22 protein-coding genes are annotated in these 26418 nt (G+C 60.6%); 12 read left to right on the top strand and 10 right to left on the bottom strand.

What is annotated here, in order from left to right; translation table 11 throughout:
• Positions 1 to 25 precede the first annotated feature (25 nt).
• Entirely contained in the window at positions 26 to 1231 is a 1206-nt protein-coding gene (gene carA, locus ACQY1K_RS10975; RefSeq protein ID WP_174196454.1) for a glutamine-hydrolyzing carbamoyl-phosphate synthase small subunit, read from the top strand.
• 42 nt (positions 1232 to 1273) lie between these two features.
• On the opposite strand, the gene ACQY1K_RS10980 is transcribed toward carA, so the two are convergent.
• The 3 genes from ACQY1K_RS10980 to ACQY1K_RS10990 all read right to left on the bottom strand — a co-directional run bounded on the left by ACQY1K_RS10980 (position 1274) and on the right by ACQY1K_RS10990 (position 5305).
• Complete coding sequence (locus tag ACQY1K_RS10980) at positions 1274 to 2689, bottom strand: MATE family efflux transporter (RefSeq protein WP_430257354.1); 1416 nt, start codon at positions 2687 to 2689, stop codon at positions 1274 to 1276.
• A 380-nt stretch (positions 2690 to 3069) separates the two neighbouring features.
• On the bottom strand, positions 3070 to 3966 hold the full coding sequence (ypfJ, locus tag ACQY1K_RS10985; protein ID WP_430257355.1) for a KPN_02809 family neutral zinc metallopeptidase: 897 nt from the start codon (positions 3964 to 3966) through the stop codon (positions 3070 to 3072).
• Positions 3967 to 4066: 100 nt separating this feature from the next.
• Positions 4067 to 5305 (bottom strand): MFS transporter, encoded by a 1239-nt coding sequence (locus ACQY1K_RS10990; protein WP_430257356.1) that lies wholly within the window; start codon positions 5303 to 5305, stop codon positions 4067 to 4069.
• Positions 5306 to 5612: 307 nt separating this feature from the next.
• Between ACQY1K_RS10990 and carB the strand changes: the two genes are divergently transcribed.
• Together carB and ACQY1K_RS11000 are read left to right on the top strand one after the other, a co-directional pair.
• Complete coding sequence (gene carB / locus ACQY1K_RS10995; RefSeq protein WP_062576875.1) at positions 5613 to 9101, top strand: carbamoyl-phosphate synthase large subunit; 3489 nt, start codon at positions 5613 to 5615, stop codon at positions 9099 to 9101.
• Between the two features lie 106 nt (positions 9102 to 9207).
• The gene (locus tag ACQY1K_RS11000; protein WP_430257357.1) at positions 9208 to 10776 is read left to right on the top strand and encodes an MFS transporter; all 1569 of its coding nucleotides are present in this window, start codon (positions 9208 to 9210) and stop codon (positions 10774 to 10776) included.
• Positions 10777 to 10782: 6 nt separating this feature from the next.
• On the opposite strand, the gene ACQY1K_RS11005 is transcribed toward ACQY1K_RS11000, so the two are convergent.
• From ACQY1K_RS11005 to ACQY1K_RS11015, 3 genes are all read right to left on the bottom strand, one after another.
• The gene (locus tag ACQY1K_RS11005; protein ID WP_430257358.1) at positions 10783 to 11160 is read right to left on the bottom strand and encodes a DUF6693 family protein; all 378 of its coding nucleotides are present in this window, start codon (positions 11158 to 11160) and stop codon (positions 10783 to 10785) included.
• A 100-nt stretch (positions 11161 to 11260) separates the two neighbouring features.
• Positions 11261 to 12712, bottom strand: a complete 1452-nt coding sequence (locus ACQY1K_RS11010; RefSeq protein WP_430258980.1) for a UdgX family uracil-DNA binding protein — start codon at positions 12710 to 12712, stop codon at positions 11261 to 11263.
• Complete coding sequence (locus ACQY1K_RS11015) at positions 12712 to 13944, bottom strand: putative DNA modification/repair radical SAM protein (RefSeq protein ID WP_062455876.1); 1233 nt, start codon at positions 13942 to 13944, stop codon at positions 12712 to 12714. The genes ACQY1K_RS11010 and ACQY1K_RS11015 overlap by 1 nt, the downstream gene beginning before the upstream one ends.
• Before the next feature lie 242 nt (positions 13945 to 14186).
• On the opposite strand from ACQY1K_RS11015, the gene greA reads away from it, so the two are divergent.
• The 3 genes from greA to ACQY1K_RS11030 all read left to right on the top strand — a co-directional run bounded on the left by greA (position 14187) and on the right by ACQY1K_RS11030 (position 16740).
• A complete protein-coding gene (gene greA, locus ACQY1K_RS11020; protein WP_062457929.1) occupies positions 14187 to 14663 on the top strand; it encodes a transcription elongation factor GreA in 477 nt (158 codons plus the stop codon).
• Between the two features lie 63 nt (positions 14664 to 14726).
• Positions 14727 to 15779: a glycosyltransferase family 4 protein gene (locus tag ACQY1K_RS11025; RefSeq protein WP_430258982.1), complete on the top strand. Its 1053-nt coding sequence runs from the start codon at positions 14727 to 14729 to the stop codon at positions 15777 to 15779.
• 70 nt (positions 15780 to 15849) lie between these two features.
• Positions 15850 to 16740 (top strand): 3-deoxy-manno-octulosonate cytidylyltransferase, encoded by an 891-nt coding sequence (locus ACQY1K_RS11030; protein ID WP_430257359.1) that lies wholly within the window; start codon positions 15850 to 15852, stop codon positions 16738 to 16740.
• A 22-nt stretch (positions 16741 to 16762) separates the two neighbouring features.
• On the opposite strand, the gene ACQY1K_RS11035 is transcribed toward ACQY1K_RS11030, so the two are convergent.
• The 3 genes from ACQY1K_RS11035 to ACQY1K_RS11045 are packed head-to-tail and all read right to left on the bottom strand — an operon-like array spanning position 16763 to position 19088.
• A complete protein-coding gene (locus tag ACQY1K_RS11035) occupies positions 16763 to 17494 on the bottom strand; it encodes a hypothetical protein (RefSeq protein ID WP_092660400.1) in 732 nt (243 codons plus the stop codon).
• 60 nt (positions 17495 to 17554) lie between these two features.
• Positions 17555 to 18568, bottom strand: coding sequence for a Stealth CR1 domain-containing protein (locus ACQY1K_RS11040; protein ID WP_430257360.1), 1014 nt, complete (start codon positions 18566 to 18568; stop codon positions 17555 to 17557).
• Positions 18569 to 18617: 49 nt separating this feature from the next.
• Positions 18618 to 19088, bottom strand: a complete 471-nt coding sequence (locus ACQY1K_RS11045; RefSeq protein ID WP_062455864.1) for an Lrp/AsnC family transcriptional regulator — start codon at positions 19086 to 19088, stop codon at positions 18618 to 18620.
• A gap of 341 nt (positions 19089 to 19429) precedes the next feature.
• Between ACQY1K_RS11045 and trxB the strand changes: the two genes are divergently transcribed.
• The 4 genes from trxB to ACQY1K_RS11065 all read left to right on the top strand — a co-directional run bounded on the left by trxB (position 19430) and on the right by ACQY1K_RS11065 (position 23372).
• Positions 19430 to 20404 carry a thioredoxin-disulfide reductase gene (gene trxB / locus ACQY1K_RS11050; protein WP_062455861.1) on the top strand — a complete coding sequence of 325 codons (975 nt, stop codon included), beginning with the start codon at positions 19430 to 19432 and terminating at the stop codon, positions 20402 to 20404.
• A 2-nt stretch (positions 20405 to 20406) separates the two neighbouring features.
• The gene (locus ACQY1K_RS11055; protein WP_062455858.1) at positions 20407 to 21309 is read left to right on the top strand and encodes a LysR family transcriptional regulator VtlR; all 903 of its coding nucleotides are present in this window, start codon (positions 20407 to 20409) and stop codon (positions 21307 to 21309) included.
• A 590-nt stretch (positions 21310 to 21899) separates the two neighbouring features.
• Positions 21900 to 22196, top strand: coding sequence for an ArsR/SmtB family transcription factor (locus ACQY1K_RS11060; RefSeq protein WP_062455854.1), 297 nt, complete (start codon positions 21900 to 21902; stop codon positions 22194 to 22196).
• Positions 22197 to 22247: 51 nt separating this feature from the next.
• Positions 22248 to 23372 (top strand): N-ethylmaleimide reductase, encoded by a 1125-nt coding sequence (locus ACQY1K_RS11065; RefSeq protein ID WP_113166398.1) that lies wholly within the window; start codon positions 22248 to 22250, stop codon positions 23370 to 23372.
• Between the two features lie 80 nt (positions 23373 to 23452).
• Here the strand turns inward: ACQY1K_RS11065 and ACQY1K_RS11070 are convergent, their stop codons facing one another.
• Positions 23453 to 23713: a DUF2188 domain-containing protein gene (locus tag ACQY1K_RS11070; RefSeq protein ID WP_430257361.1), complete on the bottom strand. Its 261-nt coding sequence runs from the start codon at positions 23711 to 23713 to the stop codon at positions 23453 to 23455.
• A gap of 201 nt (positions 23714 to 23914) precedes the next feature.
• Between ACQY1K_RS11070 and ACQY1K_RS11075 the strand changes: the two genes are divergently transcribed.
• Together ACQY1K_RS11075 and ACQY1K_RS11080 are read left to right on the top strand one after the other, a co-directional pair.
• The gene (locus ACQY1K_RS11075) at positions 23915 to 25027 is read left to right on the top strand and encodes a calcium:proton antiporter (RefSeq protein ID WP_062455845.1); all 1113 of its coding nucleotides are present in this window, start codon (positions 23915 to 23917) and stop codon (positions 25025 to 25027) included.
• 124 nt (positions 25028 to 25151) lie between these two features.
• Positions 25152 to 26372, top strand: coding sequence for a PQQ-dependent sugar dehydrogenase (locus ACQY1K_RS11080; RefSeq protein ID WP_430257362.1), 1221 nt, complete (start codon positions 25152 to 25154; stop codon positions 26370 to 26372).
• Positions 26373 to 26418: the final 46 nt, after the last annotated feature.

Raw genomic sequence — 26418 nt, forward strand, 5'->3', positions numbered from 1 at the left:
GGGCCGCTGGGGCAGAAGGATGGATATGACCGCGACCACCCCTTGGACCACGAAAAAACCCACCGCCGTTCTCGTGCTTGCCGACGGAACCGTGATTGAAGGAACAGGCATCGGCGCGACCGGCAAGGTCACCGCCGAAGTGGTGTTCAACACCGCCCTCACCGGCTACCAGGAAATTTTGACCGATCCGTCCTATCTCAGCCAGATCGTCACCTTCACCTTCCCGCATATCGGCAATATCGGCACCAATGACGAGGACATCGAGGACCTGACGCCCGCTGCCCGCCGCGGCGCCGTTGGCACGATCTTCAAGGCCGACATCACCGAACCATCGAACTACCGCTCGGCAAAGGACCTCGACTCCTGGCTGAAGAGCCGCGGCGTCATTGGCCTCTCTGGTATCGACACACGCGCGCTGACCTCCTGGATCCGCCAGAACGGTGCCCCGAACGCCGTGATCGCCCATGATCCGAACGGCAATTTCGACATCGAAGCGCTGAAGGCGGAAGCCAAGGCCTGGAGTGGTCTCGAAGGTCTCGACCTCGCCAAGGAAGCGACCTCCGGCCAGTCGTCGCAGTGGACCGAAAAGCCCTGGGTCTGGAACGAAGGTTCCGAGGAACTGAAGGCCGAGGATGCCAAGTATCACATCGTCTGCATCGACTACGGCGTGAAGCGCAACATCCTGCGCCTGTTCACCGGCCTCGACTGCAAGGTCACGGTCGTCCCGGCCCAGACCTCGTCGGAAGACATTCTGGCGCTGAAGCCGGATGGCATCTTCCTGTCGAACGGCCCGGGCGATCCGGCAGCCACCGGCGCTTACGCTGTCCCTGTCATCAAGGACATCGTCAAGACCGACATCCCGACCTTCGGCATCTGCCTCGGTCACCAGATCCTCGGCCTCGCACTCGGTGCCACGACCGAAAAGATGCACCAGGGTCATCACGGCGCCAACCACCCGGTCAAGGATCACACGACCGGCAAGGTGGAGATCGTGTCGATGAACCACGGCTTCGCGGTCGACTCGAAGTCGCTGCCGCAGGGTGTTGAGGAGACTCACATTTCGCTGTTCGACGGCACCAATTGCGGTCTGCGTCTGTCCGGCAAGCCGGTCTTCTCCGTCCAGCATCACCCGGAAGCATCGCCCGGTCCGCAGGACAGCCACTACCTGTTCCGCCGCTTCATCAACATGGTGCGCGAGAACAAGGGAGAGGCAGCGCTCGCCGAGCGCTAAAACCTTCTCAAGTCACGGTTTCAATCAGATGGCCCGCTGCTCTCAGCGGGCCATTTGCTTATGGCGCTGCAAAAGAATCCAGAACCGTCCGCACAGGAAGAGAGCTGCGGCGGCAAGGCCGATCACGAAACCGAACCAGACACCCTCGCCGCGATAGCCGAGTGGAAATGCGAACACCCAGGCGCAGACGAAGCCGATCGGCCAGTAGGCGATCAGCGCCAGAAGCATCGGCACTTTCGTATCCTTCAATCCGCGCAAAAGTCCGGCCCCCACGGCCTGCAGCCCGTCGACCAGCTGGAAGATGCCGGCAATGACAATCAGCGGTGTGGCGAGCGCGAGCACCGCAGCGGCGTCCGGCTGGCTGGTGTCGAGGAAAAGCCCCGCCAGCGCGCCCGGCATCACGGCGTAAAGGACACCGCCGATCGCCGTGAAGATGATGCTGACGATCAGCACGGCCCCACCGGCCCTTCGAACACCGACCATGTCGCCACGACCGTTGGCAAGACCGACCCGAACCGTTGCGACCTGCGCCAGACCCAGCGGCACCATGAAGGCGATCGAGGCAAGCTGCAGCGCAATCCCATGGGCGGCAAGCTCGAGCTTGCCGATACTGCCCATCATCAGCGAAGCCGCCGCAAACAGGCTCGTTTCGGCAAGGATCGTGAAGCTGATCGGCAGTCCGAGCAGGAAGACTTCCCGAACCATCGACCAGTCAGGCTTCCAGAAGCGCACGAAGAGTTCATAAGCGCGCATGGCGGGCTGCGCCTGCACATAGGCAATCGCGATCAGGAAGCCGACCAGGTTGGCGGACACGGCTGCGATCGCCGCGCCATGAAGACCCAGCTGCGGCGCTCCGTAATGGCCGAAGATCAGCAGATAGGCGACGATCGCGTTCATGATGAACATGCCGATCGTGATGTAGAGAACGATCCCGCCCTTCTCCAATCCGGTCACGAAGCTGCGCAGAGCCATCAGTCCGAGCGCCGGGAACATGCCCCATTGCGCAATGCGTAGATAGCTCTGCGCATTGGCCGCGACATCGGGCGCCTGACCGAGGCCGAGCAGCATCGGTTCGCTAAACCAGAGCAGCGGCGCGACAACCGTGCAATAGGCAATCACCACCCACAGCCCCATGCGCACCGACCGGCGCACGCCGATCCGGTCGCCGTGGCCGAGCGCCTGCGCAACCAGCGGCACGACGGCGCTGGTGAACCCGGTGCCAAAGATGAACACGACGAAAAACAGCTGCGTCGCAATGACCACGGAGGCAAGTTCGGTCGTCCCAAGCCAGCCGACCAGAATGACGTCGGTCGTATGGATCGCCATCTGCGCAAGCTGGGCTCCCACCAGCGGGATGCCGAGCGCAAACGTGCCGCGCAGATGCGACGACCAGGAACGATCCGTAATGACGGCGTCATGCGGCGCAGATGCACCGCCAGTGTTCGGCAAGCCCGACATCGATAAATCCTACAAATGGAAAAAGCCGCTTCCAGAAACGGTCAGCGGCACGGTACCCTGCCTATAAAGAAGGCATCGGGGTTCATCAAGGCTCGGCACCGATCCAGCAAAAATTGTAGGGCGAAGTTCACCAACGTTGATGGGTGACGTGACTGGTCTGACGGACCGATCGATAGGAGGATGGTGCGGCCAGGAACTTGGCCTCGTCCATCGGCACGGGCTGGTGCCGAACGCAGCCCGGCATAGGTCCAGGATTTGCGGAGTCGAGCACGCCTAAACCGGGAAAGTGCGGGCGATCGGTCTCGCCGCCCACACGATTTTTCTAAGATTGATCTCTCAGTCACGGCTCTGCTGCTCGCCGGAGCAGCAAAGACCACTGCTCAGACATTGCCCGAGAACGTGTCGCAGGCCTTCATGTCGCCGGTGTCGAAGCCCTGCTTGAACCAGCGCATACGCTGCTGCGAGGTGCCGTGGTTGAAGCTTTCCGGGACGACATAACCCTGACTGCGCTTCTGCAGCGTGTCGTCACCGATCTGCTGGGCGGCGTTTAAAGCCTCCTCCAGGTCGCCGCTTTCGAGAAAGCCCTTCTGCTGGGTACGCTTGCCCCACACGCCGGCAAAGCAGTCCGCCTGAAGCTCGACGCGAACCGACATGCGGTTGGCCTCGGTCTCGCTCATATTCTGCCGCGCCTGGTTGAATTTCGGCAATACGCCGAGCAGGTTCTGGACGTGATGCCCGACTTCATGCGCGACCACATAGGCCTCGGCAAAATCGCCTCCGGCCCCAAGCCGCTGGCTGAGTTCCTTGAAGAACTCCGTATCCAGATAAACCTTGCGGTCACTCGGGCAGTAGAACGGGCCGCTTGCCGACGACGCAAAACCGCAGGCAGACCGAACCTGACCGCCGAAGAGAACCAGCGTCGGCTCCTCATAACGAGCGCCGTTGCTCTGGAAGATTTCGTTCCAGGTGTCTTCGGTATCAGCAAGGACGGTGCGGACGAAACCGGTCATCTCGTCTTCAGCCGGCGTACGCGGCGCCTGCTGCGTGGTGCTGGTGCCCGTATCCATGCCGGTATCGCCGCCCGACAGAAGCGTCAGCGGATTGATGCCCGTGACCCAGCAGATGATCAGCACGACGACGATGCCGCCGATGCTCAATCCACCACCGCCACGTCCGCCGCCACCGATCGGGATGCGGAAACCGCCACCGCGGCCACCCATCGAGGCACCCCGTTGATCCTCGACATTGTCGGATTGCCGACGCCCTTTCCATTCCATATCGCACCCCAGGTTCTAATCTATTCGGTCGGAAATGATCCTTGACGACGATATAGAACAGGCCCGCCAAATATCCATGTCGGGATGTCAGGCTGTTGGCTCAGGCGACCCTCAGCTGCGCCTTGCTGGGCAGGAACACGGTGAGAAGGCCAATCGCCGGCAGGAAGGCGCAGATGGAATAGACAAAACTGATGCCCCTGTGGTCGGCGATGATGCCGAGCACGGCGGCGGCGATACCACCCATGCCGAAAGCGAGCCCGAAGAAGATGCCGGCGATCATTCCCACCCGGCCAGGGACCAGCTCCTGCGCCATGACGATGATGGCCGGGAAAGACGACGCCATCAGCAGCCCAACGATACCCGACAGCACGATCGTCATCGGTAAATTGGCGAACGGCATGGCCAGCGTGAACGGCAGCACGCCGAGAATGGAGATCCAGATCACCACCTTGGAGCCGAACCGGTCGCCGATCGGACCGCCGATCAACGTGCCCAGCGCCGTCGCGCCCAGAAAGACGAACAGCATGATCTGCGACGACTGCACGGTGACGCCAAAGCGCTCGATAACGAAGAACGTGTAATAGCTGCCGATTGCCGCCATGTAGATGTTCTTCGAAAACGTCAGGATCGCCAGCACGACCAGTGCCACCATCACCGTGCGACGCGGCAGGCTGTGAATACCGAGGCTCTTCTTGCGCCCCTTGTTGGCCAGCATATGCGCCTTGTACCAGCGCGCGACCCAGGAGAGGATCACGATGCCGAGCAGCGCGATTGCCGAAAACCAGGCGACGCTGCCCTGCCCCATCGGCACGATGATGAAGGCGGCCAGCAGCGGCCCGATCGCCTGTCCGAAATTGCCGCCCACCTGAAAGGTCGCCTGCGCAAAACCATAGCGCCCGCCGGACGCAAGCCTCGCCACCCGCGACGATTCCGGATGAAACACCGCCGACCCGATGCCGATCAGCGCAGCCGCCACCACAAGCATCAGATAGACATGCGAACCGGCGAGCAGAAACAGCCCCACAAACGTCGCCCCCATGCCGATCGGCAGCGAGTACGGGAATGGCTTCTTGTCGGTGATGATGCCGATCACCGGCTGCAGCAGCGATGCGGTGCACTGGAAGGCCAGCGTCAGAATGCCGATTTGCCAGAAGTCGAGATTGTAGTCGGCCTTGAGCATCGGATAGATCGCCGAGATCATCGACTGCATGATGTCGTTGAGCATATGGCAGAAGCTGACCGCAAAAATGATCGGCATCACCGTCTTGTCCGCCTGGACGGGTGCATCGGCGGCGGTCGCCGCTTGCGCTATAGCGGCTTTCGAAGTGGCATCGGCCATGGTTTCCTCCGCGCAAGCGGTCGTCGTCATGGAGGGCCGTTGCTGTTTATATTATGTCTGCGCAATCTACTGGTGCGGTCGCAACCTGTCCATGTCACTAAACCCCGTTGCGGTACGCCTCGAAACGCCTGGGCAAAACTACCCGGCAGCCGTGTCGATTCCTGTCGATATGCTCAATTATGGGGTTCCGTTCCCCGGCACATTTCCCTATAAGCCGCGTCTAGCCAGAAAAAACATGCGCACGCCACCCGACCGGAGCTTCACGCCCCGTGCCGGTTTTTCGCGCAGAAAAAAGTGGATAGAGATCATGCCGAAGCGCCAAGACATCAAATCGATCCTCATCATCGGGGCGGGCCCGATCGTCATCGGCCAGGCATGCGAATTCGACTATTCCGGCACCCAGGCCTGCAAGGCGCTGCGCGAAGAAGGTTACCGGGTCATCCTGGTCAACTCCAACCCGGCAACGATCATGACCGATCCGGGCCTGGCCGACGCCACCTATATCGAGCCGATCACCCCGGAAGTGGTGGCCAAGATCATCGCCAAGGAACGCCCTGACGCGCTTTTGCCGACCATGGGCGGCCAGACGGCCTTGAACACCGCACTGTCGCTGAAGAGAATGGGCGTGCTCGACCGCTACAATGTCGAGATGATCGGGGCCAAGCCCGCCGCCATCGACATGGCCGAGGACCGCGCCCTCTTCCGCGAAGCCATGAGCCGCATCGGCCTCGAAACCCCGAAGTCGATGCTGGCCAATGCCACCGACATCAAGGATGCCGACCGCAAGACGCACGAAGCCGAGCGCAACAAGGTCAAGGCCGAACTGTCCGGCGCCGAGCTCGACAAGGCGCTCGACGCGCTCGAAAACCAGTGGAACCTCGGCGAAACCGACCGCAAGCAGCGCTATATCAGCCACGCGATGGCGATTGCGGCACAGGCTATCGACGTCGTCGGCCTACCCGCCATTATCCGCCCGTCCTTTACCATGGGCGGCACCGGCGGCGGCATTGCTTACAATCGCTCGGAATTCTTCGAAATCATCGGCGGCGGTCTCGATGCCTCGCCGACCACCGAAGTGCTGATCGAGGAATCGGTTCTCGGCTGGAAGGAATACGAGATGGAAGTGGTCCGCGACACCGCGGATAACTGCATCATCATCTGCTCGATCGAAAACATCGACCCGATGGGCGTCCATACCGGTGACTCGATCACTGTCGCGCCGGCCCTGACGCTGACGGACAAGGAATACCAGATCATGCGCAACGCATCGATCGCGGTCCTGCGCGAGATCGGTGTCGAGACCGGTGGCTCCAACGTCCAGTTCGCGGTCAATCCGGCCGATGGCCGTCTTGTCGTCATCGAAATGAACCCGCGCGTATCGCGGTCTTCGGCGCTCGCCTCCAAGGCGACAGGCTTCCCGATCGCCAAGGTCGCGGCAAAGCTTGCGGTCGGCTACACGCTCGACGAACTCGACAACGACATCACCGGTGGTGCAACCCCTGCCTCGTTCGAACCGTCGATCGACTACGTCGTCACCAAGATCCCGCGCTTTGCCTTTGAGAAATTCCCGGGCGCCTCGCCGGTGCTGACCACCGCCATGAAGTCGGTCGGTGAAGTCATGGCGATCGGCCGTACCTTTGCCGAATCGCTGCAGAAGGCGCTCCGCGGTCTTGAAACCGGCCTGACCGGTCTCGACGAGATCGAGATCCCCGGCATGGAAGAGGGCGAAGGCTCCAAGAATGCCATCCGCGCCGCGATCGGCACGCCAACGCCGGACCGTCTGCGCCAGGTCGCCCAGGCTCTCCGTCTCGGTCTCTCCGAAGCCGAAGTGCATGAAGCCTGCAAGATCGACCCGTGGTTCATCGCCCAGTTCAAGGCGATCGTCGACATGGAAGCCCGCGTTCGCGAACACGGCCTGCCTGCTGACGCCGAGAACCTGCGCATGCTGAAGGCCATGGGCTTCTCAGACGCCCGCCTCGCCAGCCTGACCAAGAAACGCCCGAAGGAAGTCGCGGAACTGCGCAACGCGCTCAACGTGCGGCCGGTCTTCAAGCGCATCGATACCTGCGCTGCCGAATTCGCGTCGCCGACCGCCTACATGTACTCGACCTACGAGACGCCGTTCGTCGGCGAACTGCGCTCGGAAGCCGAAGTCTCGACCGCCAAGAAGGTCGTCATCCTCGGCGGCGGTCCGAACCGCATCGGCCAGGGCATCGAGTTCGACTATTGCTGCTGCCACGCCGCCTTCGCCCTGAAGGATGCCGGCTACGAAGCGATCATGATCAACTGCAACCCCGAGACCGTATCGACCGACTACGACACGTCCGACCGCCTCTATTTCGAGCCGCTGACCGCAGAAGACGTCATCGAGATTCTCCGCGCGGAACAGGAGAAGGGCGAAGTCGTCGGCGTGATCGTGCAGTTCGGCGGCCAGACGCCTCTGAAGCTTGCCGAGGCGCTCGAAAAGAACGGCATCCCGATCCTCGGCACGGCGCCCGACATGATCGACTTGGCCGAAGACCGCGACCGCTTCCAGAAGCTGCTGATGAAGCTCGACCTGACGCAGCCGAACAACGGCATTGCCTACTCGGTCGAGCAGGCCCGCCTCGTGGCGTCGGAAATCGGGTTCCCGCTGGTCGTTCGCCCATCCTACGTTCTGGGCGGCCGCGCCATGCAGATCCTGCATTCGGAAAGCCAGCTGCAGAGCTACCTCCTCGATACGGTGCCGGAACTGGTGCCTGAAGACATCAAGCAGCGCTATCCGAACGACAAGACCGGCCAGATCAACACCCTGCTCGGCAAGAACCCGCTTCTGTTCGACAGCTACCTGTCCAACGCCATCGAAGTCGATGTCGACTGCCTCTGCGACGGCACCGACGTCTATGTCGCCGGTATCATGGAGCATATCGAGGAAGCCGGCATTCACTCGGGCGACAGCGCCTGCTCGCTGCCACCGCGCACGCTGTCCAACGAGATGATCGACGAGCTGGAACGCCAGGCAACGTCGATGGCCAAGGCGCTTAACGTCGTCGGCCTGATGAACGTCCAGTTCGCCATCAAGGACGGCACCGTCTACGTGCTCGAAGTCAATCCGCGTGCCTCGCGCACGGTGCCCTTCGTGGCCAAGACCATCGGCGCGCCGATCGCAAAGATCGCCGCCCGTGCCATGGCCGGCGAAAAGCTCGACGCGATCTTTGCGGCCTACGGCACCAAGCCCGATCCGCGCAACCTGAAGCATATCGCGGTCAAGGAAGCGGTCTTCCCGTTTGCCCGCTTCCCCGGCGTCGACATCCTGCTCGGACCGGAAATGCGTTCGACCGGCGAAGTGATGGGTCTCGATACGGACTTCGCGCTCGCCTTCGCCAAGAGCCAGCTCGGTGCAAGCGTCGAACTGCCCCGCGACGGTGCGGTCTTCGTGTCGGTCCGCGACGACGACAAGCCACGCGTGCTGCCGGCCATCCGCATGCTGAAGGAAATAGGCTTCAAGGTCATCGCCACCGGCGGTACCGCCCGCTTCCTCGCCGAAAACGGCATCGAGTCGACCAAGATCAACAAGGTCCTGGAAGGACGCCCGCATATCGAGGATGCCATCCGCAACCGCCAGGTCCAGCTCGTCATCAACACAACGGATTCAAACAAGGCGATCTCGGACTCGAAATCGCTGCGCCGTGCAACGTTGATGCAGAAGGTGCCGTATTACACGACGATATCAGGTGCCGAATCCGCTGCGATGGCGATCAAGGCGCTGAAGGCCGGCAATCTCGAAGTGCGTACGCTGCAAAGCTACTTCGCGTAACACTCTCCAACGGGCGCCTCTGGCGCCCGTTTTCTTTGCTGGCCCCGCGGTTGCCCGATCCTGAGACGTGCGGTAAATCCGCAAGCCGATATCTGGGAGAGGAACGATGCAGACGCCGTCGCAACATCCGGGCCACGAGCCTGCCGGTCGCCGGGAATGGATCGGTGCCTGCGTCCTGTCGATCGCCTGCCTGATCTACTCGATGGACTTGTCCATCCTGTTTCTCGCCGTCCCCGCGATCGTCGTGGATCTCGATCCGTCCGCGTCCGAACTGCTCTGGATCAACGACATCTACGGCTTCATGGTCGCCGGTTTTCTCGTCACCATGGGCACGCTCGGAGACCGGATCGGCCGCCGCCGCGTGCTGCTGATCGGCGCATTCGCCTTCGGGATCGCCTCGGCACTTGCCGCCTTCTCATCGACAGCGCAGCAACTCATCGCCGCCCGTGCGCTTCTCGGCATTGCCGGCGCGACGATCGCGCCCTCGACCCTGTCGCTGATCGTCAACCTCTTCAAGAACGAAGCCGAGCGAAACCGGGCGATCGGCATCTGGGGAACAGCTTTCGCACTGGGCGGACTAATTGGCCCGCTCCTCGGCGGCTTTCTCCTGCAGTATTTTCACTGGGGCTCGGTGTTTCTCATCAACATTCCGATCATGCTGGTGCTTCTGGTCGTCGCCCCGTTCCTATTGCCGGAATACAAGAGCCCGGAAAGTGCCAAGCTCGATCTCGTCAGCGTCGTCCTGTCGCTCGCGACCGTGCTGCCGGTGATCTACGGCTTCAAGCACATGGCGGCAGATGGGTTCCAGAGCCAGCATCTGGTCCCGATCGCGGTCGGCGTTGCGTTCGGCTACCTGTTCATCCGCCGTCAGAAGCGCCTGACGCAGCCTCTGATCGACCTCAAGCTGTTTGCCATCCCCGCCTTCACCGCCTCGCTTCTCGTCAATCTCGCGGGCATGTTCTTCGTCTTCGGGGTGTTTCTCTACCAGAACCTCTTCCTGCAGTTCGTGCTCGGCCTGTCGCCGCTCGAAGCCGCCCTCTGGTCGATCCCGTCATCGATCGTCTTCACCGTCATGTCGCTGCAGGCCTACCGGTTCACCAACCGGTTCGGCCCGGTCAACACCGTCCTCATCGGTCTCGTCATCAACGCGGCCGGCATGTTGTCCATGTCGATCGCTGCCTACTCGGAGAGCCTCTACGGCGTCCTCGGCTCGACCATGATCATCGCGATCGGCTTCGTGCCCGTCGTTTTGACGACGACTGGCCTGATCGTTGGCACGGCGCCACCGGAACGCTCCGGCTCGGCCTCGGCGATTTCCGAAACCAGCGCCGAATTCGGCGGCGCCCTCGGTGTCGCCCTTCTCGGCAGCTTCGGGACACTGGTCTATCGCATTCTAATGGATGGCGCGGATGTGGCCGGCCTCGACCCGGCCCAGGCGGCGACGGTCAGGGCGACCATCGGCGGCGCCGTCGAGACGGCCCGCGGGCTCGGCGGAAGCGCTCTTCAGGCAGGCGAAGGCCCGGTCTGGCTGGAGGCCGCCCGGCAATCCTTCTCGACGGGTTTTGCCAGCTGCTGCCTCCTCGCCTCACTGGTCCTGCTTATCCTCGCAGCGACCGCCCGCACGATCTACGCCCGCGCCCATATCGACGAAAGCGCGATCGGCTCGGGACACTGAACGCGCTCAGATATAAACGAGCCTTGTCCTGTTGAAGCAGAGCCGCAAGGTGCGGAAGACGTAGAACACAAGACCGATCCCGAGCGTCACGATGGAGATCAGGATCCAGATCAGGATGTGACCTATCATCTCCGCCAGGTTGAGTTCACATTCGAGCCGCGCGATCCGCTGGCCGTCCCGGCCGATCAGGTAGGTCTTGTTGATGATGCTCTTGTAGAAGTAGTAAACCGCGAAGAACGCACCGATCCCAAGTGTCAACACACTGATGATCACCCAGAGTATTATATACCCGACCGCCTCCATTAGCGAATATTCGCACCGAAGCGTGGAGCCGAAAGGTTGCGCCTTGAATGGCGGTGTGACCGCGACGTCTGTATTCGACATATTCCCCAGCTATAGTCTTGAGAGACCCCGCCGAATACAGCTTTCATTTCAAGACGAAGTCAATTGAAACCTGGGCCCACCAATGAAGCTGATGCTTCGCTTACGAAGCCAGGCGTCCGATCGCCACGATATCCTCTTTGAACCGCGCCACCTCCTCCGCCTTTCGCCCTTCATCGGGAATGCGAAGCAGGTAGGACGGATGCACGGTGACGAACAGCATCCGTCCGTTCTCCATGGCGATCGGTCTGCCCCGCACGTCCTCCAGCTTGTGGCGCATCTCGGTGAGTGAAAACAGCGCGGTCGCACCCATCGCGACGACCAGCTTCGGCTGCACCAGATCGAGTTCTTGGACGAGCCACCAGCGACACTGCTGCACCTCGCCCATATTTGGCTTCTGGTGAATGCGCCGCTTGCCGCGTGGCTCGTATTTGAAATGCTTCACCGCATTGGTGATGTAGAATTGCGTCCGGTCGATCCCGGCCGCGCTCACCGCCTCGTTGAACACTTTGCCCGCCGGCCCGACGAAGGGGCGCCCGGCCAGATCCTCCTGATCGCTCGGCTGCTCGCCGACGATCATCACCTTGGCATTGACAGGCCCCTCGCCGAAAACCGTCTGGGTCGCCATGCAATGGAGGTCGCAGCGGGTGCAGCGACGTGCTTCCTCCCGCAAGGCCTCGATTGTACCGGCGGTCGGCCCTTCTGGCGTGGGCACCCGTGCTGCGGCTTCCTGGATGCGATGGTGGAACGCCAGGGGTTCGCTCGCCGCCTTGCGTCCCATCTCGATCACATTTGCCTCGGCGCTGGCGATCATGCCCGGAATAAGCTCGGCCTCGGGCAGGTTCTTCCAGTACTTCTTCGGCATTTCCGACATCATCATCTTCACCTTCAGCCGCGCGGGGTTGAAGATATTGGCATAGTAAGTCCGCCACAGATCGTCCGTGTCGTCGCGAAGGTCGGGCTTTTCGGCGGGCTCATCGCTGGTCCGCAGGGTCTCGCCATCCCAGGACGCCGAACCCTTGGGCGTCACGATCAGCCAGTCCATGTCGTTGAAACGACGCTGAAAAAACGGGGCCACACGGTCGATGATAAAATGATCAGGCTCGAACCAGGACACAAAGCGCCGGCGTCCGGCAACACCCTCCGGCAGTGGGATTTCCTTGAAACGGACGAAGGCGGTCATCTTGTGATAGTCGCGGCCGATCGACTTAGACATCCGGTTTGCCGCAACCACATCCGGATCGGTCGCCATACCCAAAAAATTGCGCCCGTGCGCCATGCGAAACAGCATCCGGTAGAGAAGCGAGAACCGCGTCGGATCGGAATGGCAGATGACCGAGGCGGCAAGCTTCAGAAAGGCTGGAGGAACACCCTGCGTCACCGGCTTGTCGACAGGCGCAGGCAACTGGTTGCCGTCCAGCCCGAACAATCCGTCCGTGTCGTCCATCGTGCGCCACTCGACGCGATCAGGTGCGATGCCGGCCGCGAGATAGGCACGCGCAGCATCGCGCCACTCGGTCAGATCGCCTCTCCCCCGCAACAGGACTCGGTACATCATAGAAGCGACAGCTGCTCCGGCTTTGGCTGGAACATGGATCGCAGATCGGCCCGGTCGGCAAGCTTGCGCGGTGTCCACCCTTCGCAGGTGATAAAGGGCTGTACCTTCTTCAGAGACACGCTCAGCCGCTTTAAATCCTCCAGTCGCAGCTTGCGAAACCTGCGCGACGACAGGATCGCTCCGACGGTCTTGGTCCCGAAACCCGGCACCCGCAGCAGCGTCTCCTTGTCCGCCCTGTTCACATCGACCGGAAACTTGTCGCGGTTGCCGAGCGCCCAGGCAAGCTTCGGATCAAGGTCTAGATCCAGCATGCCGTTTTCCGTGGACGCCGTAATCTCGCCGATCTCGAACCCGTAGAACCGGTAAAGCCAGTCAGCCTGATAGAGCCGATGCTCGCGCATCAACGGCGGCTTGATCAGCGGCAGTGTCTTCGACGAGTCCGGGATCGGGCTGAAGGCGGAGTAATAGACGCGTTTCAGGCTGTAGCTGCCATACAGTCTGGCGCTCGTCCCAAGAATGGTCGCGTCGTTGGCGCCGTCTGCCCCGACGATCATCTGCGTGCTCTGGCCGGCAGGCGCAAACCGCTTGCGACGCTTGGTCTGCAGCGTCGGGTCGCGCATCTCCTCGATCTTCAGCCGCAGATCGCCCATCGAGCGACGAATATTGGCAGGCCGCTTTTCCGGCGCAAACTGGCTGATCCCGGCATCGGTCGGCAGTTCGATGTTGATCGACAGACGGTCGGCATAAAGCCCCGCCTCCTCGATCAGCTGCTGCGACGCTTCCGGGATCGTCTTCAGATGGATGTAGCCGCGAAAATTATGAACGGTCCGCAATTCCCGCGCGATCCGTACCATGTCGCCCATCGTGTGATCGGACGAGCGGATAATGCCCGACGACAGGAACAGACCCTCGATATAATTGCGCCGATAGAATTCCAGCGTCAGCCAGATAACCTCTTCGGGCGTGAACCGGGCGCGCTCGACATTGCTGGAGGAACGATTGATGCAATAGGCGCAATCGTAGATGCAGAAATTCGTCATAAGGATTTTCAGAAGGGAGATGCAGCGACCATCCGGGGCATAGGCATGGCAGATGCCGGACCCCTCGGTCGAACCCAATCCGCCGGATACCGACGAATCTCTCTTCGATGTCCCGCTGGAGGCGCAGGAGGCGTCGTACTTGGCAGCGTCCGACAGGATCGCCAACCGTTCTTTCAGCGACTTCTTCATTAGTGCGTTCTCTATATGTTCTTTATGACTGCGTCAACCCGTTGACAAATCGAGGGACGTTTGATTCATTCAACTCCAGCTGGCGCATCTGACACCATTTCGATTTTCCTAGCGGGAGCAGTCGAAATTCTGTTATGATGCCCTAAATTCAGATGCTGCAGATGGTTCCGAAGTTACCGCTCCGGAACCTGTTTCTTTTTGTGTCCGCGGCATCCGCGGACATGCGCCTTAAGGACAAGAAAATGGTTGAAAAGGTACCGATGACGCCGAAGGGGTTTACCCAGTTGCAGGAAGAACTGCGCTGGCGCCAGCAGGAGGAGCGTCCCCGCATCATCGAAGCGATTGCGGAAGCGCGCGCCCATGGTGACCTTTCGGAAAATGCGGAATATCACGCGGCCAAGGAAGCCCAGAGCCACAATGAAGGCCGCATCGGCGAGCTGGAAGATTTCACGGCCCGCGCCGAAGTGATCGACCTCTCCAAGATGTCCGGTTCCACGATCAAGTTCGGCGCAACCGTCAAGCTAATCGATGAGGATACCGAGGAGGAAAAGACCTATCAGATCGTCGGCGATCAGGAAGCCGACGTGAAGGCTGGCCGCATCTCGATCTCCTCGCCCATCGCCCGTGCCATGATCGGCAAGGAGAAGGGTGACAGTATCGAAGTCGTCGCCCCCGGCGGCTCCAAGGCCTACGAGATCCTCGCCATCTCCTGGGGCTGATCGCTCGTGGAAACGTCTGGCGAAGTCGCCACGGAGATGGGCAGCGGTATCGCTCCCGGCTCCGTGGTCGATATATCCGATATCGAAGTGATCGCGCCGAACTTCAAGAAGCGGCTCTCCGGCGTGACGTCCACGATCGTCCAGCTGATTCCGGTGCAAAGGGCAAAGGGTCAGAAGATCGCGGTCTTGGGACCTGGCCTGCCCTCCCACCTTCCCCACATCCGCTATGCCGACCTTGCCGCGCTGTGGTCACCGCCATTAGGGCGGCGCGCCCGTGTCTGGCATGCCCGCCGCAATATCGAGATGCTGCCCGGCCTCTTCATGCGCGATGTGCTGCGGATGCCGCTGAAGCTCTTGTTTACCTCCGCCGCGCAGCGAACCCATTCCGCCTGGACGGGTTTTCTGATCAGCAAGATGGATGCGGTCGTCGCGACGTCTGCACGATCGGGTTCATACCTGAAAGTGCCCTATAAGGTGGTGCACCACGGCGTCGATCTCGATCTCTTCCGTCCCTCCGGCCCATCCGACCCTTCCTCCCCGGCAGATGGTTTCGGCAAGCATCTGATCGGATGCTTCGGGCGCGTTCGGCATCAGAAGGGCACAGACCTTTTCGTGCGCGCCCTGATCGAACTGTTGCCGTCCTATCCCGAATGGACGGGCGTCGTCTGCGGGCGTGTCACGCCGGACAACACGGTTTTCGGCGATGCGTTGAAAGCCGATGTCGCCATGAGCGGTCTGACAGATCGCATCCTGTTCATGGGCGAAGTGGACGACATCAAGCCTTGGTACCGTCGCCTGTCTCTGTATGTGGCACCGTCCCGCAATGAAGGCTTCGGACTGACGCCGCTCGAGGCGATGGCATCGGGAACCGCAGTCGTTGCAAGTGATGCCGGCGCCTATTCCGAAATGATCGTCGAAGGTGAGACCGGATCGGTTGTTCCGGCCGGCGATTACACGGCGCTTCGCGATGCGCTGCGCACCTATTTCGAAAACCCTGCACTGGCCCGCCAGCAGGGCTGGAGCGGTCGCGAGCATGTGCGCGTCGCCTTCGCCATCGAAAAGGAAGCCAACAGTCTGGCGGAAATCTACGAAACGCTTTTAGAGACCGGACCATGAAAACTTCAGAGGCATTTGGTGCCACGCGACCGGTCCGGCTCTGCCCGCATCTGCATGGAGGACGCTTCGAATGACGGAACTTTCTGCCGGGATGGCGCAGCACAGACCGACGACGAGCGGACTTATGAGCGAGGAAGACTGGCAGCAGTTTTTCGCCGGCTATAGCCACATCGTTCTTGTCGCCAACAGTGACGAGCAGAACTTCAACGAGATCCACGCCGCCTATCCGGAAACGACGCTGTTCGTCTTTTTCAACTACGTCAGCAAGGTCCTGAAAACGCCGTTCACGCGCAATTCGCTGCTGGTGGCACGCACCAGCCGTGTCGGCTCCGAACTGATCTACGACAACGCTCTCGACAAGGTGCTGGCCCTGCTGCCGGGCCCCGGGTTTACTGGCGTCATGAGCATGCGCGCCGCCACGATGGAACAGGTGACGGAACCGGCCGAGTTCGGCGGCGTCGCAGCAGGCGCCATCGACCTTTGCAGCTACCTCGAAGATTTCTACCCGCGCGACCATACCGCCAGTTCAGGCTTCGCCCTTTCGGTCTGGCTCTGCGAGAAGGTGCCGCAGGCCAAGGTCGTGCTTTGCGGTTTCTCGGGACGCCGCAGCCGCAAGTGGCAGATGTTCCACATCCACGACTGGACGTTCGAACAGTCGGTGCTGCAGCTCCTCGCCAACAGCGACAAGCTCGAAATGGCAGGAAGAACAGCTTTCAATCCCTACAAGGCGCTGTCGCGCCACTTCCCCGATATCGACAACAGCAACTTCGTGTTCGCGGCGATCCAGGTCCTGTCCGAACGGCTGGAAAACAGCAACCGCAACCTCGGCAAGCTGATCACGATCACCATGCCGCTTCGCGTCATCTACAATCTCGCTAGAGGTCTGCGGATCAGGTCCAAGAAGGACAGGCTGGTCAAGCAGCGCAAAAAGCAGCGAGCGAAGAATGGCGAGCCATCCTGAACCGGGACAGCTTAAGCGCTTGCTACCACCACCCGCTGCGATCGCGGTGGTGGAGCGCTCGTAACCGGCTGAATGCCGTGTCGTTCTCCTGCAGGCGGTCGTAGATCGCCTTCGCGATCTCGCCGGCAATCCCCTGTTTGAAAAACGGATCGAGCCGCCAGCGCATGTTTCGCAGCGTGTCGTCGGTCCCCACCTTGAACAGGTACATCCCGTTGAACCTGTGCATCGGCGCACCTTGCGTCTGTTCGATCGCATCTTGTGAGACAGGACGCTCGTCGCCGCCATGGATAAAGCGGTCGGTCTCGTAGACCTTGATCGTGTTGGCAAGCGACGAGCCGATCATGGCGATCGCCCTTGCCGTCATGTCCTCGTCGAGATCGGCAATGCTGTCACTCGCGGAAATCAGCCAACGCAGATCGAGATGGGCGGTGAGGAACGGCGCTTCATTCTCCCACAGGGTCTTGAACTGCTGGTACGTCTCCCGGACATTATATTCGCGCCGCATGAGGACGATAAGCTGCGCATGATAGAACAGCAGTTCCGGCTGGCCTTTGAACTCCAGTCTCAGGTTCGCCATGTGATCGTCGAGCGACTTCTGCTTGCCCGACCGGTGCTCGCGATCCGAATCCTCGATCAGCCGCTGCTTCATGCCCGCGTAATCCTGGTCGAGCTTGGCGTATTTCGCAGCTCCCCAGCGCTTGCGGTAGCGGTTGAAGGACAGCAGTGCCTCAAGCTTACTCTTCTTGCGTACCACGCACGTTCTCCAAGTCTTGCTGCCGTAACCTCGGCAGTCCTGTCTACACCGGTAACCTCGTCAGTCTGCCGCCCGCAGGTGTTCGATAAGCCGGTGCGGCAGATGGGTGTGAAATTTCGTTATCATCACGTCAGTCAGCGCCTGGCGAAGCTCGATGCTGAGTTCGTCCTGGCTCTGGATACATCCGAACGGGGCGCTGCCCTGTTCGATCATGGCGAGTACAGGTGCGGTCGCCCGCTTCTGCCGCGGCTTGATATAGGCCGTGCGGTGTTCGGGTAACGGGGTCGCGCCAAAGCGCTCCATCTCGAGATGATTGGCAAGCGCAACCGGCGAATGCTGGGCGATGTTGCGAAAGCGATGGGAGAGCTGCTGGCGAAGCACGTCGGGATGCGCTGCATAGTAATCGGCAAGCGTTGAGCGTCTGACCGCGTGAAAGTAATGGCCGACCTGCAGAAACCGGTTCTTCGCACCCGCCAGCTCTGCCCCCTTCTCCTGCGCGACGGTAAAGCTCGGAACAGCGTTGGACGCTTCCGCCCGCTGCCGCTTGAACCACCGCAGGCACTGCTTGAGGCGGGATCGCAATCCGCTTTTCACGCGCCCGTAAATCATCGGCTTGCCGTCGCGAAAGAACGCGGAGGCAGATGTCGGAGCGTTCAGAAAGAAGTCGTCATTGCTGTAGACGAAATTCTCGCAAAGCCCCGGAATATTCCAGACCGCAGCCTCGATCGACAGCGAGTTGAACGTCGGCAGCACGGCCGGAAGCCCGTCGAAGACCACGTTGTGATCAACGATGGCGATGAAATCTTCCGTGCAGAAACCCGCCTGCGCAAAACTGTCGACGAATTCCGGCTTCTGCCCGTCCGTGACGATGTGAATTTTGGTGATGAACGGCGCGTATTTCAGCACGGAGGCGATGAGATAGTAGATCTCGCCGTTATCGGCAAACCGCGTCGGGCTGGATGCCACCGCGTGCGAACTCGACGCAACGTCATCGTATTGCAGGCGCTTCGCGCGATGATCCGGGTCCGAACCATCAACCCAGGTGATCACAAGCTCGATGTCGTGGCTGGACATGCTCTGGTTCCTGCTCCCTGTCCCTCGGACGACCTCGATCTCGACGATCCTAGATCTGCACGACCGGCGCATCCTTGACCTGCCGGATCGTCAGCATGGTGCGAACCGTATCGACATTGTCGACCGCGGTCAGATCCTCGATGACGAAATCCTGGAAGACGGTGAGGTTCTCGGCCACGCATTGCAGCAGGAAATCGGTCTCGCCGGAGACCATCCAGGCCTGACGCACCAAGGTCCGCGTTTCCATATCCGCCGCGAAGGCCTTCAGCTTGCTGTCCGACTGCTGCTTCAGTCCCACCATGCAGAAGGCGACAAGATCGTATCCGAGCAGCGACGCCTGCAGCATGGCGCGATAACCCTTGATGATGCCGTTCTCTTCCAGCTTGCGAACGCGCCGCAGACAGGGCGGCGCCGATATGCCGACCCGTTCGGACAGCTCGACATTGGTCATGCGTCCGTCCTTCTGCAATTCGCGAAGGATCTTCAGGTCGATGGTATCGAGTTCGACTTTCACGACCATGTGTAGTGCCTGCCTTCAAAATTGACGGGAGCACGCAGGCTCCCGGGTATCCATCTCGGTGTCGCGAAGACATACAATAACATCGTTCCGACGCAAGAAAATTTCGTGCGCCGGTCCAGTTGTTGTCAACCGAGGTGCACCTAGAGACACATCCAATCGCAGTTGGCCTGACGTTTCTACCCGGCAGTTCCAACTGTCTTGTTGTTATCGCAAGGCTGCCCTTGCAATGTTGCATGGATGGCCCTTACATGACGTGTCAAAAGCGGCAGACCGAATAATGGCTTCCTATATGAGGAAGCGGCGCCACGCGCCCGACACGGTCTTGGAAAGGAAACGTCATCATGTCCGCCCGTCATACAGAGGTTCTGATCATCGGTTCCGGCCCCGCCGGCTATACAGCTGCGGTGTACGCAGCGCGTGCGATGCTGAAGCCGGTCTTGATTGCAGGCATGGAACAGGGTGGTCAGCTGATGATCACCACGGACGTTGAAAACTATCCGGGCTTTGCCGATCCGATCCAGGGTCCCTGGCTGATGGAGCAGATGCTGCAGCAGGCGGTCCATGTGGGCACCGAGATCGTCAACGATCTCGTGACCGAGGTCGAGATGAATCATCGCCCCTTCACGGTCCGCACCGATTCCGGCACCGTCTGGACTGCCGATACGATCATCATCGCGACAGGTGCTAAGGCCAAATGGCTTGGCATCGAAAGCGAGCAGCAGTTCCAGGGTTTTGGCGTCTCCGCCTGCGCCACATGCGACGGCTTCTTCTATCGCAACAAGGATGTGATCGTGGTCGGTGGCGGCAACTCCGCAGTCGAGGAAGCACTCTATCTTTCCAATATCGCCAAGACCGTGACGGTCGTCCACCGGCGTGACTCGTTCCGTTCGGAAAAGATCCTGTCCGAGCGCCTGTTCCAGCGCCCCAACGTCAAGGTCATGTGGAACACCGAAATTGCCGAGGTCACCGGCAAGCCGGCCCGTGCGCCACTGCCGCCATCGGTCGAGGGTGTGCGCCTGCGTGATACCAGGACCGGCACGATCTCCGATCAGCCGATCGACGGCGTTTTCGTGGCGATCGGCCATGCCCCGGCGACCGAACTCTTCAGGGACAAGCTGAAGATGAAGAACGGCGGCTATCTCTGGACGGCGCCTGATTCCACAATGACCGACGTTCCCGGCGTGTTTGCCGCGGGCGATGTCACCGACGACACCTTCCGACAGGCGATCACCGCCGCCGGCATGGGCTGCATGGCAGCGCTCGAAGCCGAACGTTACCTCGCCGGCATTCAGCCGGTTGCCATTGCTGCGGAGTAAGCATGGGCGTACCTCTCGACTGGGACAAGTTGCGCATCTTCCACGCTGCGGCGGAGGCGGGATCCTTCACCCATGCAGCAGACAAGCTGCATCTGTCCCAGTCGGCAATCAGCCGGCAGGTCAGCGCGCTGGAACAGGACGTCGGCGTCAAACTGTTCCACCGCCACGCCCGAGGCCTCATCCTCACCGAACAGGGCGAGCTTCTTTATCGCACCGCCCATGACGTGCTTCTGAAGCTCGAAACCGTGAAGATGCAGCTGACCGAAACGACGGAAAAGCCGTCGGGCAAGTTGCGCGTCACGACGACGGTCGGCCTTGGCCAGGGCTGGCTCACCGACAAGGTGCAGGAATTCCTGCAGCTCTATCCGGAAATGTCGATCCAGCTCATCCTCGATAACGAGGAAGTCGACGTCAACATGCGCCATGCGGACTGCGCCATCCGCCTTCGCCAGCCGCAGCAGTCGGACCTGATCCAGCGCAAGCTGTTCACCGTGCACATGCACGTCTATGCAGCCCCGTCCTATATCAACCGCTATGGCGAACCGCAGTCGGTCGAGGATCTCGACACCCACCGCATCATCTCCTTCGGCGAGCCTGCCCCGAATTACCTTCTCGACGTCAACTGGCTCGAATCCGCCGGCCGTTCTTCGGACAATACCCGCACGCCGCATCTGCAGATCAACAGCCAGACCTCCATCAAACGAGCCTGCCTGCTTGGCATCGGCATCGCTTGCCTGCCCGACTATATCGTCGGCCGCGACCCTGGGTTGATCCAGCTGACGCTGAGCGCCGACATCCCTTCATTCGACACTTACTTCTGCTACCCGGATGAAATGAAGAACGCTGCCAAGCTGAAGGTCTTCCGCGATTTTATCGTCGCCAAGGCGCGTAACTGGAATTTCTGATCGCTGTCGAAGACGTTTCGCTCAGAATGGGCACCGGGATTCTCGCAGCGATTTCATACACGACTCAGTGACTAGAGTAAGCTGTGCAGAACGTGCATGGCAGTCCTGCGCAAAAAAGCGTTGCCGCCTGCCCAAAAAACCATCATATCGCACTCAGCTGATGCATATGGTGGCTTTCCTCCCAGTTCCACCGCAGCAGCTGTTCCCCTCTGGAGGTTGTTTTTAACCTTCATAATTATAAGGGCCCTGGAGTGATCCGGTGGCCCTCTTTTTTTGCCCTGCGGTTTGCCGGCCCGCCGCAATCCTCGGCTGCCTGTCAGAGTAATTGGACCGAAACGGTCAATATTTCGGCCACCCCCCTTGCTCTCACAAATCGCTGCGCCCATATAGGAGTCAGCCGGAGCAATTGATGACGTCCCCGTTATCAGCGCCGGCTGTTCCCCTCTGGAGGTTTTAGACCTTCACACCTGACGGGCCTCGGAGCAATCTGGAGGCCCTTTTTTTTGCCTTCCTGAAAAAAATGGGAACGTCATTCCTTTAAATCGTCTTCAGACGATCTATATATCGGTTAGAGACGATATGGAAAGACGATGGATCGCACCGAGATACTGAAAGCACTGTCCCATCCGACGAGGATTGAGTTCCTCGAATGGATGAAGCAGCCCGAGCAGCATTTTTCCGATCAGGATCATCCGCTCGAAATGGGCATCTGTGCCAAGCAGTTCGAAAGACGATGTGGTCTGTCGCAATCGACCGTCTCTGCGCACCTTTCGACCCTCGAAAAAGCCGGCCTCGTGAAAACGAGCCGGGTTGGTCAATGGGCGTTCTACAGCCGCGACGAGGAGAAGATCGCAGACTTCGTGACCAATCTTCGCTCCGCTCTCTGAATGCCACCCCTTAACTCAATCACTCCCAAAGCAGCATGGAAGGATATTCCTGTGACCTCACTCTTTGAACCGGTAAAGTTCGGCGACATCGAACTGAAGAACCGCGTCGTCATGGCGCCGCTCACCCGCAACCGTTCGCCGAAGGCGATCCCCAACGATCTCAACATCGCCTATTACGAACAGCGCGCCTCGGCGGGCCTCATCATCACCGAGGGCACCCCGGTCAGCCAGCAGGGACAGGGCTATGCCGACGTTCCGGGCCTTTACCTCGCTCCGGCCATCGACGGCTGGAAGAAGGTGACGGAAGCCGTTCACAAGAAGGGCGGCAAGATCGTTACCCAGATCTGGCACGTCGGTCGCGTTTCGCATACCTCGCTGCAGCCGAATGAAGGCGCACCCGTCGCGCCGTCCGCACTGGGCGCCAAGGGCAAGACCTACATCATCAACCCGGATGGCAGCGGCGCGTTTGCCGATACATCTGAGCCGCGCGCGCTCGAACTTTCCGAAATCCCGGGCGTCGTTGCCGATTTTGCTGCCGGTGCAAAGGCTGCGATCGAGGCCGGCTTTGACGGCGTCGAAATCCACGGCGCCAATGGCTACCTCATCGACCAGTTCCTGAAGACTGGCGCAAACCTCCGCGAAGACGAATACGGTGGCTCCGTCGAGAACCGCGCCCGGTTCGCGCTCGAAGTCGTTGACGCCGTCGCTGCAGCCATCGGCAGCGGCCGCGTCGGCATTCGCCTGTCGCCTGTTACGCCTGCCAACAACATCACCGAAGATGCGCCGCAGACGGTCTTCGACTATCTCGTCAAGGAACTGGCGACCCGCAACCTGTCCTTCATCCACGTCATCGAGGGTGCGACCGGTGGTGACCGCGGCTATGTCCAGGGCGGCAAGCCGTTCGATTACCAGGAACTGAAGGATACCTACCGCAACGCCGGCGGCACCGGCGCCTGGGTGGTCAACAATGGCTACGAAAAGGATACGGCTGAAAAGGCTGTGGCCAGCGGCTATGCGGATGGCGTCGCCTTCGGCAAGCTGTTCATTGCCAACCCGGATCTGGTCGAGCGGTTCAAGACAAACGCGCCGCTCAACGAGCCGGACAAGAACACATTCTACGGCGGCGGCGCAAAGGGTTATACCGACTACCCGTCGCTTGAATCAGCAGAAGCCTAAGCTTTAGGCCCGACTATCTGAAATCGGCCATGCCTGGCACAAACGCCGGGCATGGCCTTCTTTTTGGTCGCAGCGAATGCTTAGCGCACGTCCGCCTGATCGCCATCCACAACTTCGGCTTCGGGACGGTCACCGCCGTCGCTGTGCTCCGTGTGCCAGACGCCCTTTGCGTCCTGCCAGCTGATCTCTTCGGGCTCGCCACCCACCTGCTGTTCGGCAGCCACAATCCGGGCCGCCTGCAGCGCGTCGTTGTGGTTCGGGAATGTTTCGGAATAAACGTCGCCCAGTCGATAGGCCCAGCCGCCATCATGTGGCACGATTGTGTAAACGACCTTGGTCATAGATCCTCCTGTATGTTTTTTCGTGGCTGCCCCGACCGGTCTCGGTCCAGAAGGCCGCGTAGAGCAAAAAAGCCGGAATACGCCGCGAAGTTCCTTCCACTGGCGAGGATAATGGCACCAAAGACCGATTATCGCAAACCGTCCTCTGTGCAGGTCGACCGACAACCCTAGTTTCTCCGAGATCGTTTCCAGGAGCTTCCAGTGCAAATCGCGACCCACCTCCGGCAGGAGAAATTCCTGCTGATCGCCCTCGTCGTCGCCATTCTCGGCTTCTTCATCGAACACTCAATTCTGGAGGCCGGAAAGACGGTGTCGCTGATCGCAGCAGCGCTCTTCGTCGGTGTGATTGTGCTTGCATCCACACGCGTCGCCCATCATGCGGAGGTTTTGGCGCACAAGGTTGGCGACCCCTATGGCACGATGATCCTCACCCTGTCCGCGGTGGCGGTCGAGGTCCTGATCCTCGCCATCATGATGGGTTCGAATTCCTCACCGACGCTGGTGCGCGACACGATCTATTCGGCGGTGATGCTGGATATCAACGGCATTCTTGGCCTCGCGGCCCTGCTCGGTGGCCTGCGCCATGGCGAGCAACCCTATAACGACGATTCAAGCCGCACCTACACTGTCATGATCATGACGGCGGTAGGCATTTCGATGATCGTGCCGGAATTCGTACCGCGTGAAAGCTGGCACTACTATTCCGCCTTTACCATCTGCGCGATGATCGCGCTCTACGGCGTCTTTCTCAAGATGCAGGTCGGGCCGCACAGCTACTTCTTCAGCTACACCTATCCGCGGACCCAGAAGGCGGCAGCCGCCGGGACAGCGTCCGCGCCTCAGGAGGAGGCCGCCGAGGATTCCGCGGCCGTATCGATCGGCATAATTCTTCTGGGCGTTCTGATCATCGGCTTCCTGGCGGAATTCATGTCGGTCTTCATGGGCGAAGGCCTGGAAGGCTCCGGCGCGCCGATCGCGCTGACCGCTGTCGTTGTCGCCGCCATCTCCGCCGCGCCGGAAATCCTGACCGCCATGCGGGCGGCGCTCAAGAACCGCATGCAGTCCGTCGTCAACATCGCCATGGGCGCGTCGCTCTCGACGGTCATTCTCACCGTCCCGGTCATGGAAGGCATCGCGCTCTATACCGGCCAGCCCTTCATCATGGCGATGACGCCGGTCCAGACGGTGATGGTCGCAATCACGCTCGTGGTTGCGGCGATCAACCTCAACGACGGCCAGACCAACGCAATCGAGGGCATGACCCATTTTGTGCTGTTTGCGACCTTCATCATGCTGACGATGATCGGATTGTGACATCTGCAATAAAGAAGAGTTGAACACCCTGTGTTCGGTCTTCGGGACTGGCCGCCCTAGATGGGACAATGTCTGGCGAGCGATCGCCACTGAAAGGCATCAAGACAAAGTCCGGAGGTGACCCATGAAACGCACGAACATCTTCCTTGCAGGCACGGCCCTGGCTCTCGCACTGGTCGGCGCTCCCGCGATGGCGCAGACCAGTGGCAAACCGGTTGAAACAAGTGCTCCAAATGCGAAGGATCAAAAACCTGCCTTCACCGGTCAGACCCGCGCAGCGCAGCCGGCGGAAATGCCTAAGATCACCACCGAAGTCGTTGCCGAAGGGCTTCCGCACATCTGGTCTATGGAATTTCTCCCCGATGGCCGCATGCTGGTGACCGCCAAGGAAGGCGCGATGCATATCATCAAGGACGGCAAGCCCGGCCCTGCGATCGAAGGCGTTCCGAAAGTCCTGTCCTCTGGCCAGGGCGGTCTTCTCGACGTGGCCCTCGCCCCGGATCACGAAACGTCCGGCATGATCTTCTTCTCCTTCTCCGAAGAGCGTGAAGACGGCAACGGCACATCCGTCGCCTCCGCCAAGCTCGTCGCCAACGACGATGGCGGCGGCAAGCTGGAAAACGTCAAGGTGATCTTCCAGCAGATGCCAAGCTATGACGGCAACAAGCATTTCGGCTCGCGCCTCACTTTTGGCCCCAACAACGAGCTCTATGTCACGGTCGGCGAGCGGTCCGATCCGGAGCCGCGTGTCCAGGCACAGGATCTCAAAAGCGGTCTTGGAAAAGTGTTCCGCATCGACATGGACGGCAAGGCCCTGCCCGACAATCCCTTTGTCGATCAGCCCGAAGCGCGGCCGGAAATCTGGTCCTACGGCCACCGCAATCTCCAGTCAGCAGCACTCGATGGCAACGGCCGCCTCTGGACGGTCGAACATGGCCCCAAGGGCGGCGACGAGTTGAACCGACCGGAAGCCGGCAAGAACTACGGCTGGCCGGAGGTTACCTACGGCGTCGAATATAGCGGCGGCAAGGTAGGCGACGGCATCACCGAGAAGGCTCAGACCGAACAGCCCGTCTATTACTGGGATCCGGTCATCGGCCCCTCCGGTATGGCCTTCTACGATGGCGATGCGATCCCCGAATGGAAGGGCGCATTCCTGGTCGGCGGTCTGGTAACCCAGGGCGTGGTGGTCCTGCATATGGATGGCGACAAGGTGAGCCACGAAGAACACGTTCCGCTCAAGGCTCGCATCCGCGACGTCAAGGTCGGCCCCGATGGCGCCGTCTACGCCGTCACCGAAACCCGTTCCGGCTCCTCGACGATCGTCAAGCTAACCAAGGCTTAAACGCAGGATCCTCGAAAAGGGGCTCGGTCGGGGCTATAGCCGTGGC

The organism is Neorhizobium sp. IRS_2294 (assembly GCF_050500145.1).
In the GTDB taxonomy this organism is placed as follows: domain Bacteria; phylum Pseudomonadota; class Alphaproteobacteria; order Rhizobiales; family Rhizobiaceae; genus Neorhizobium; species Neorhizobium soli.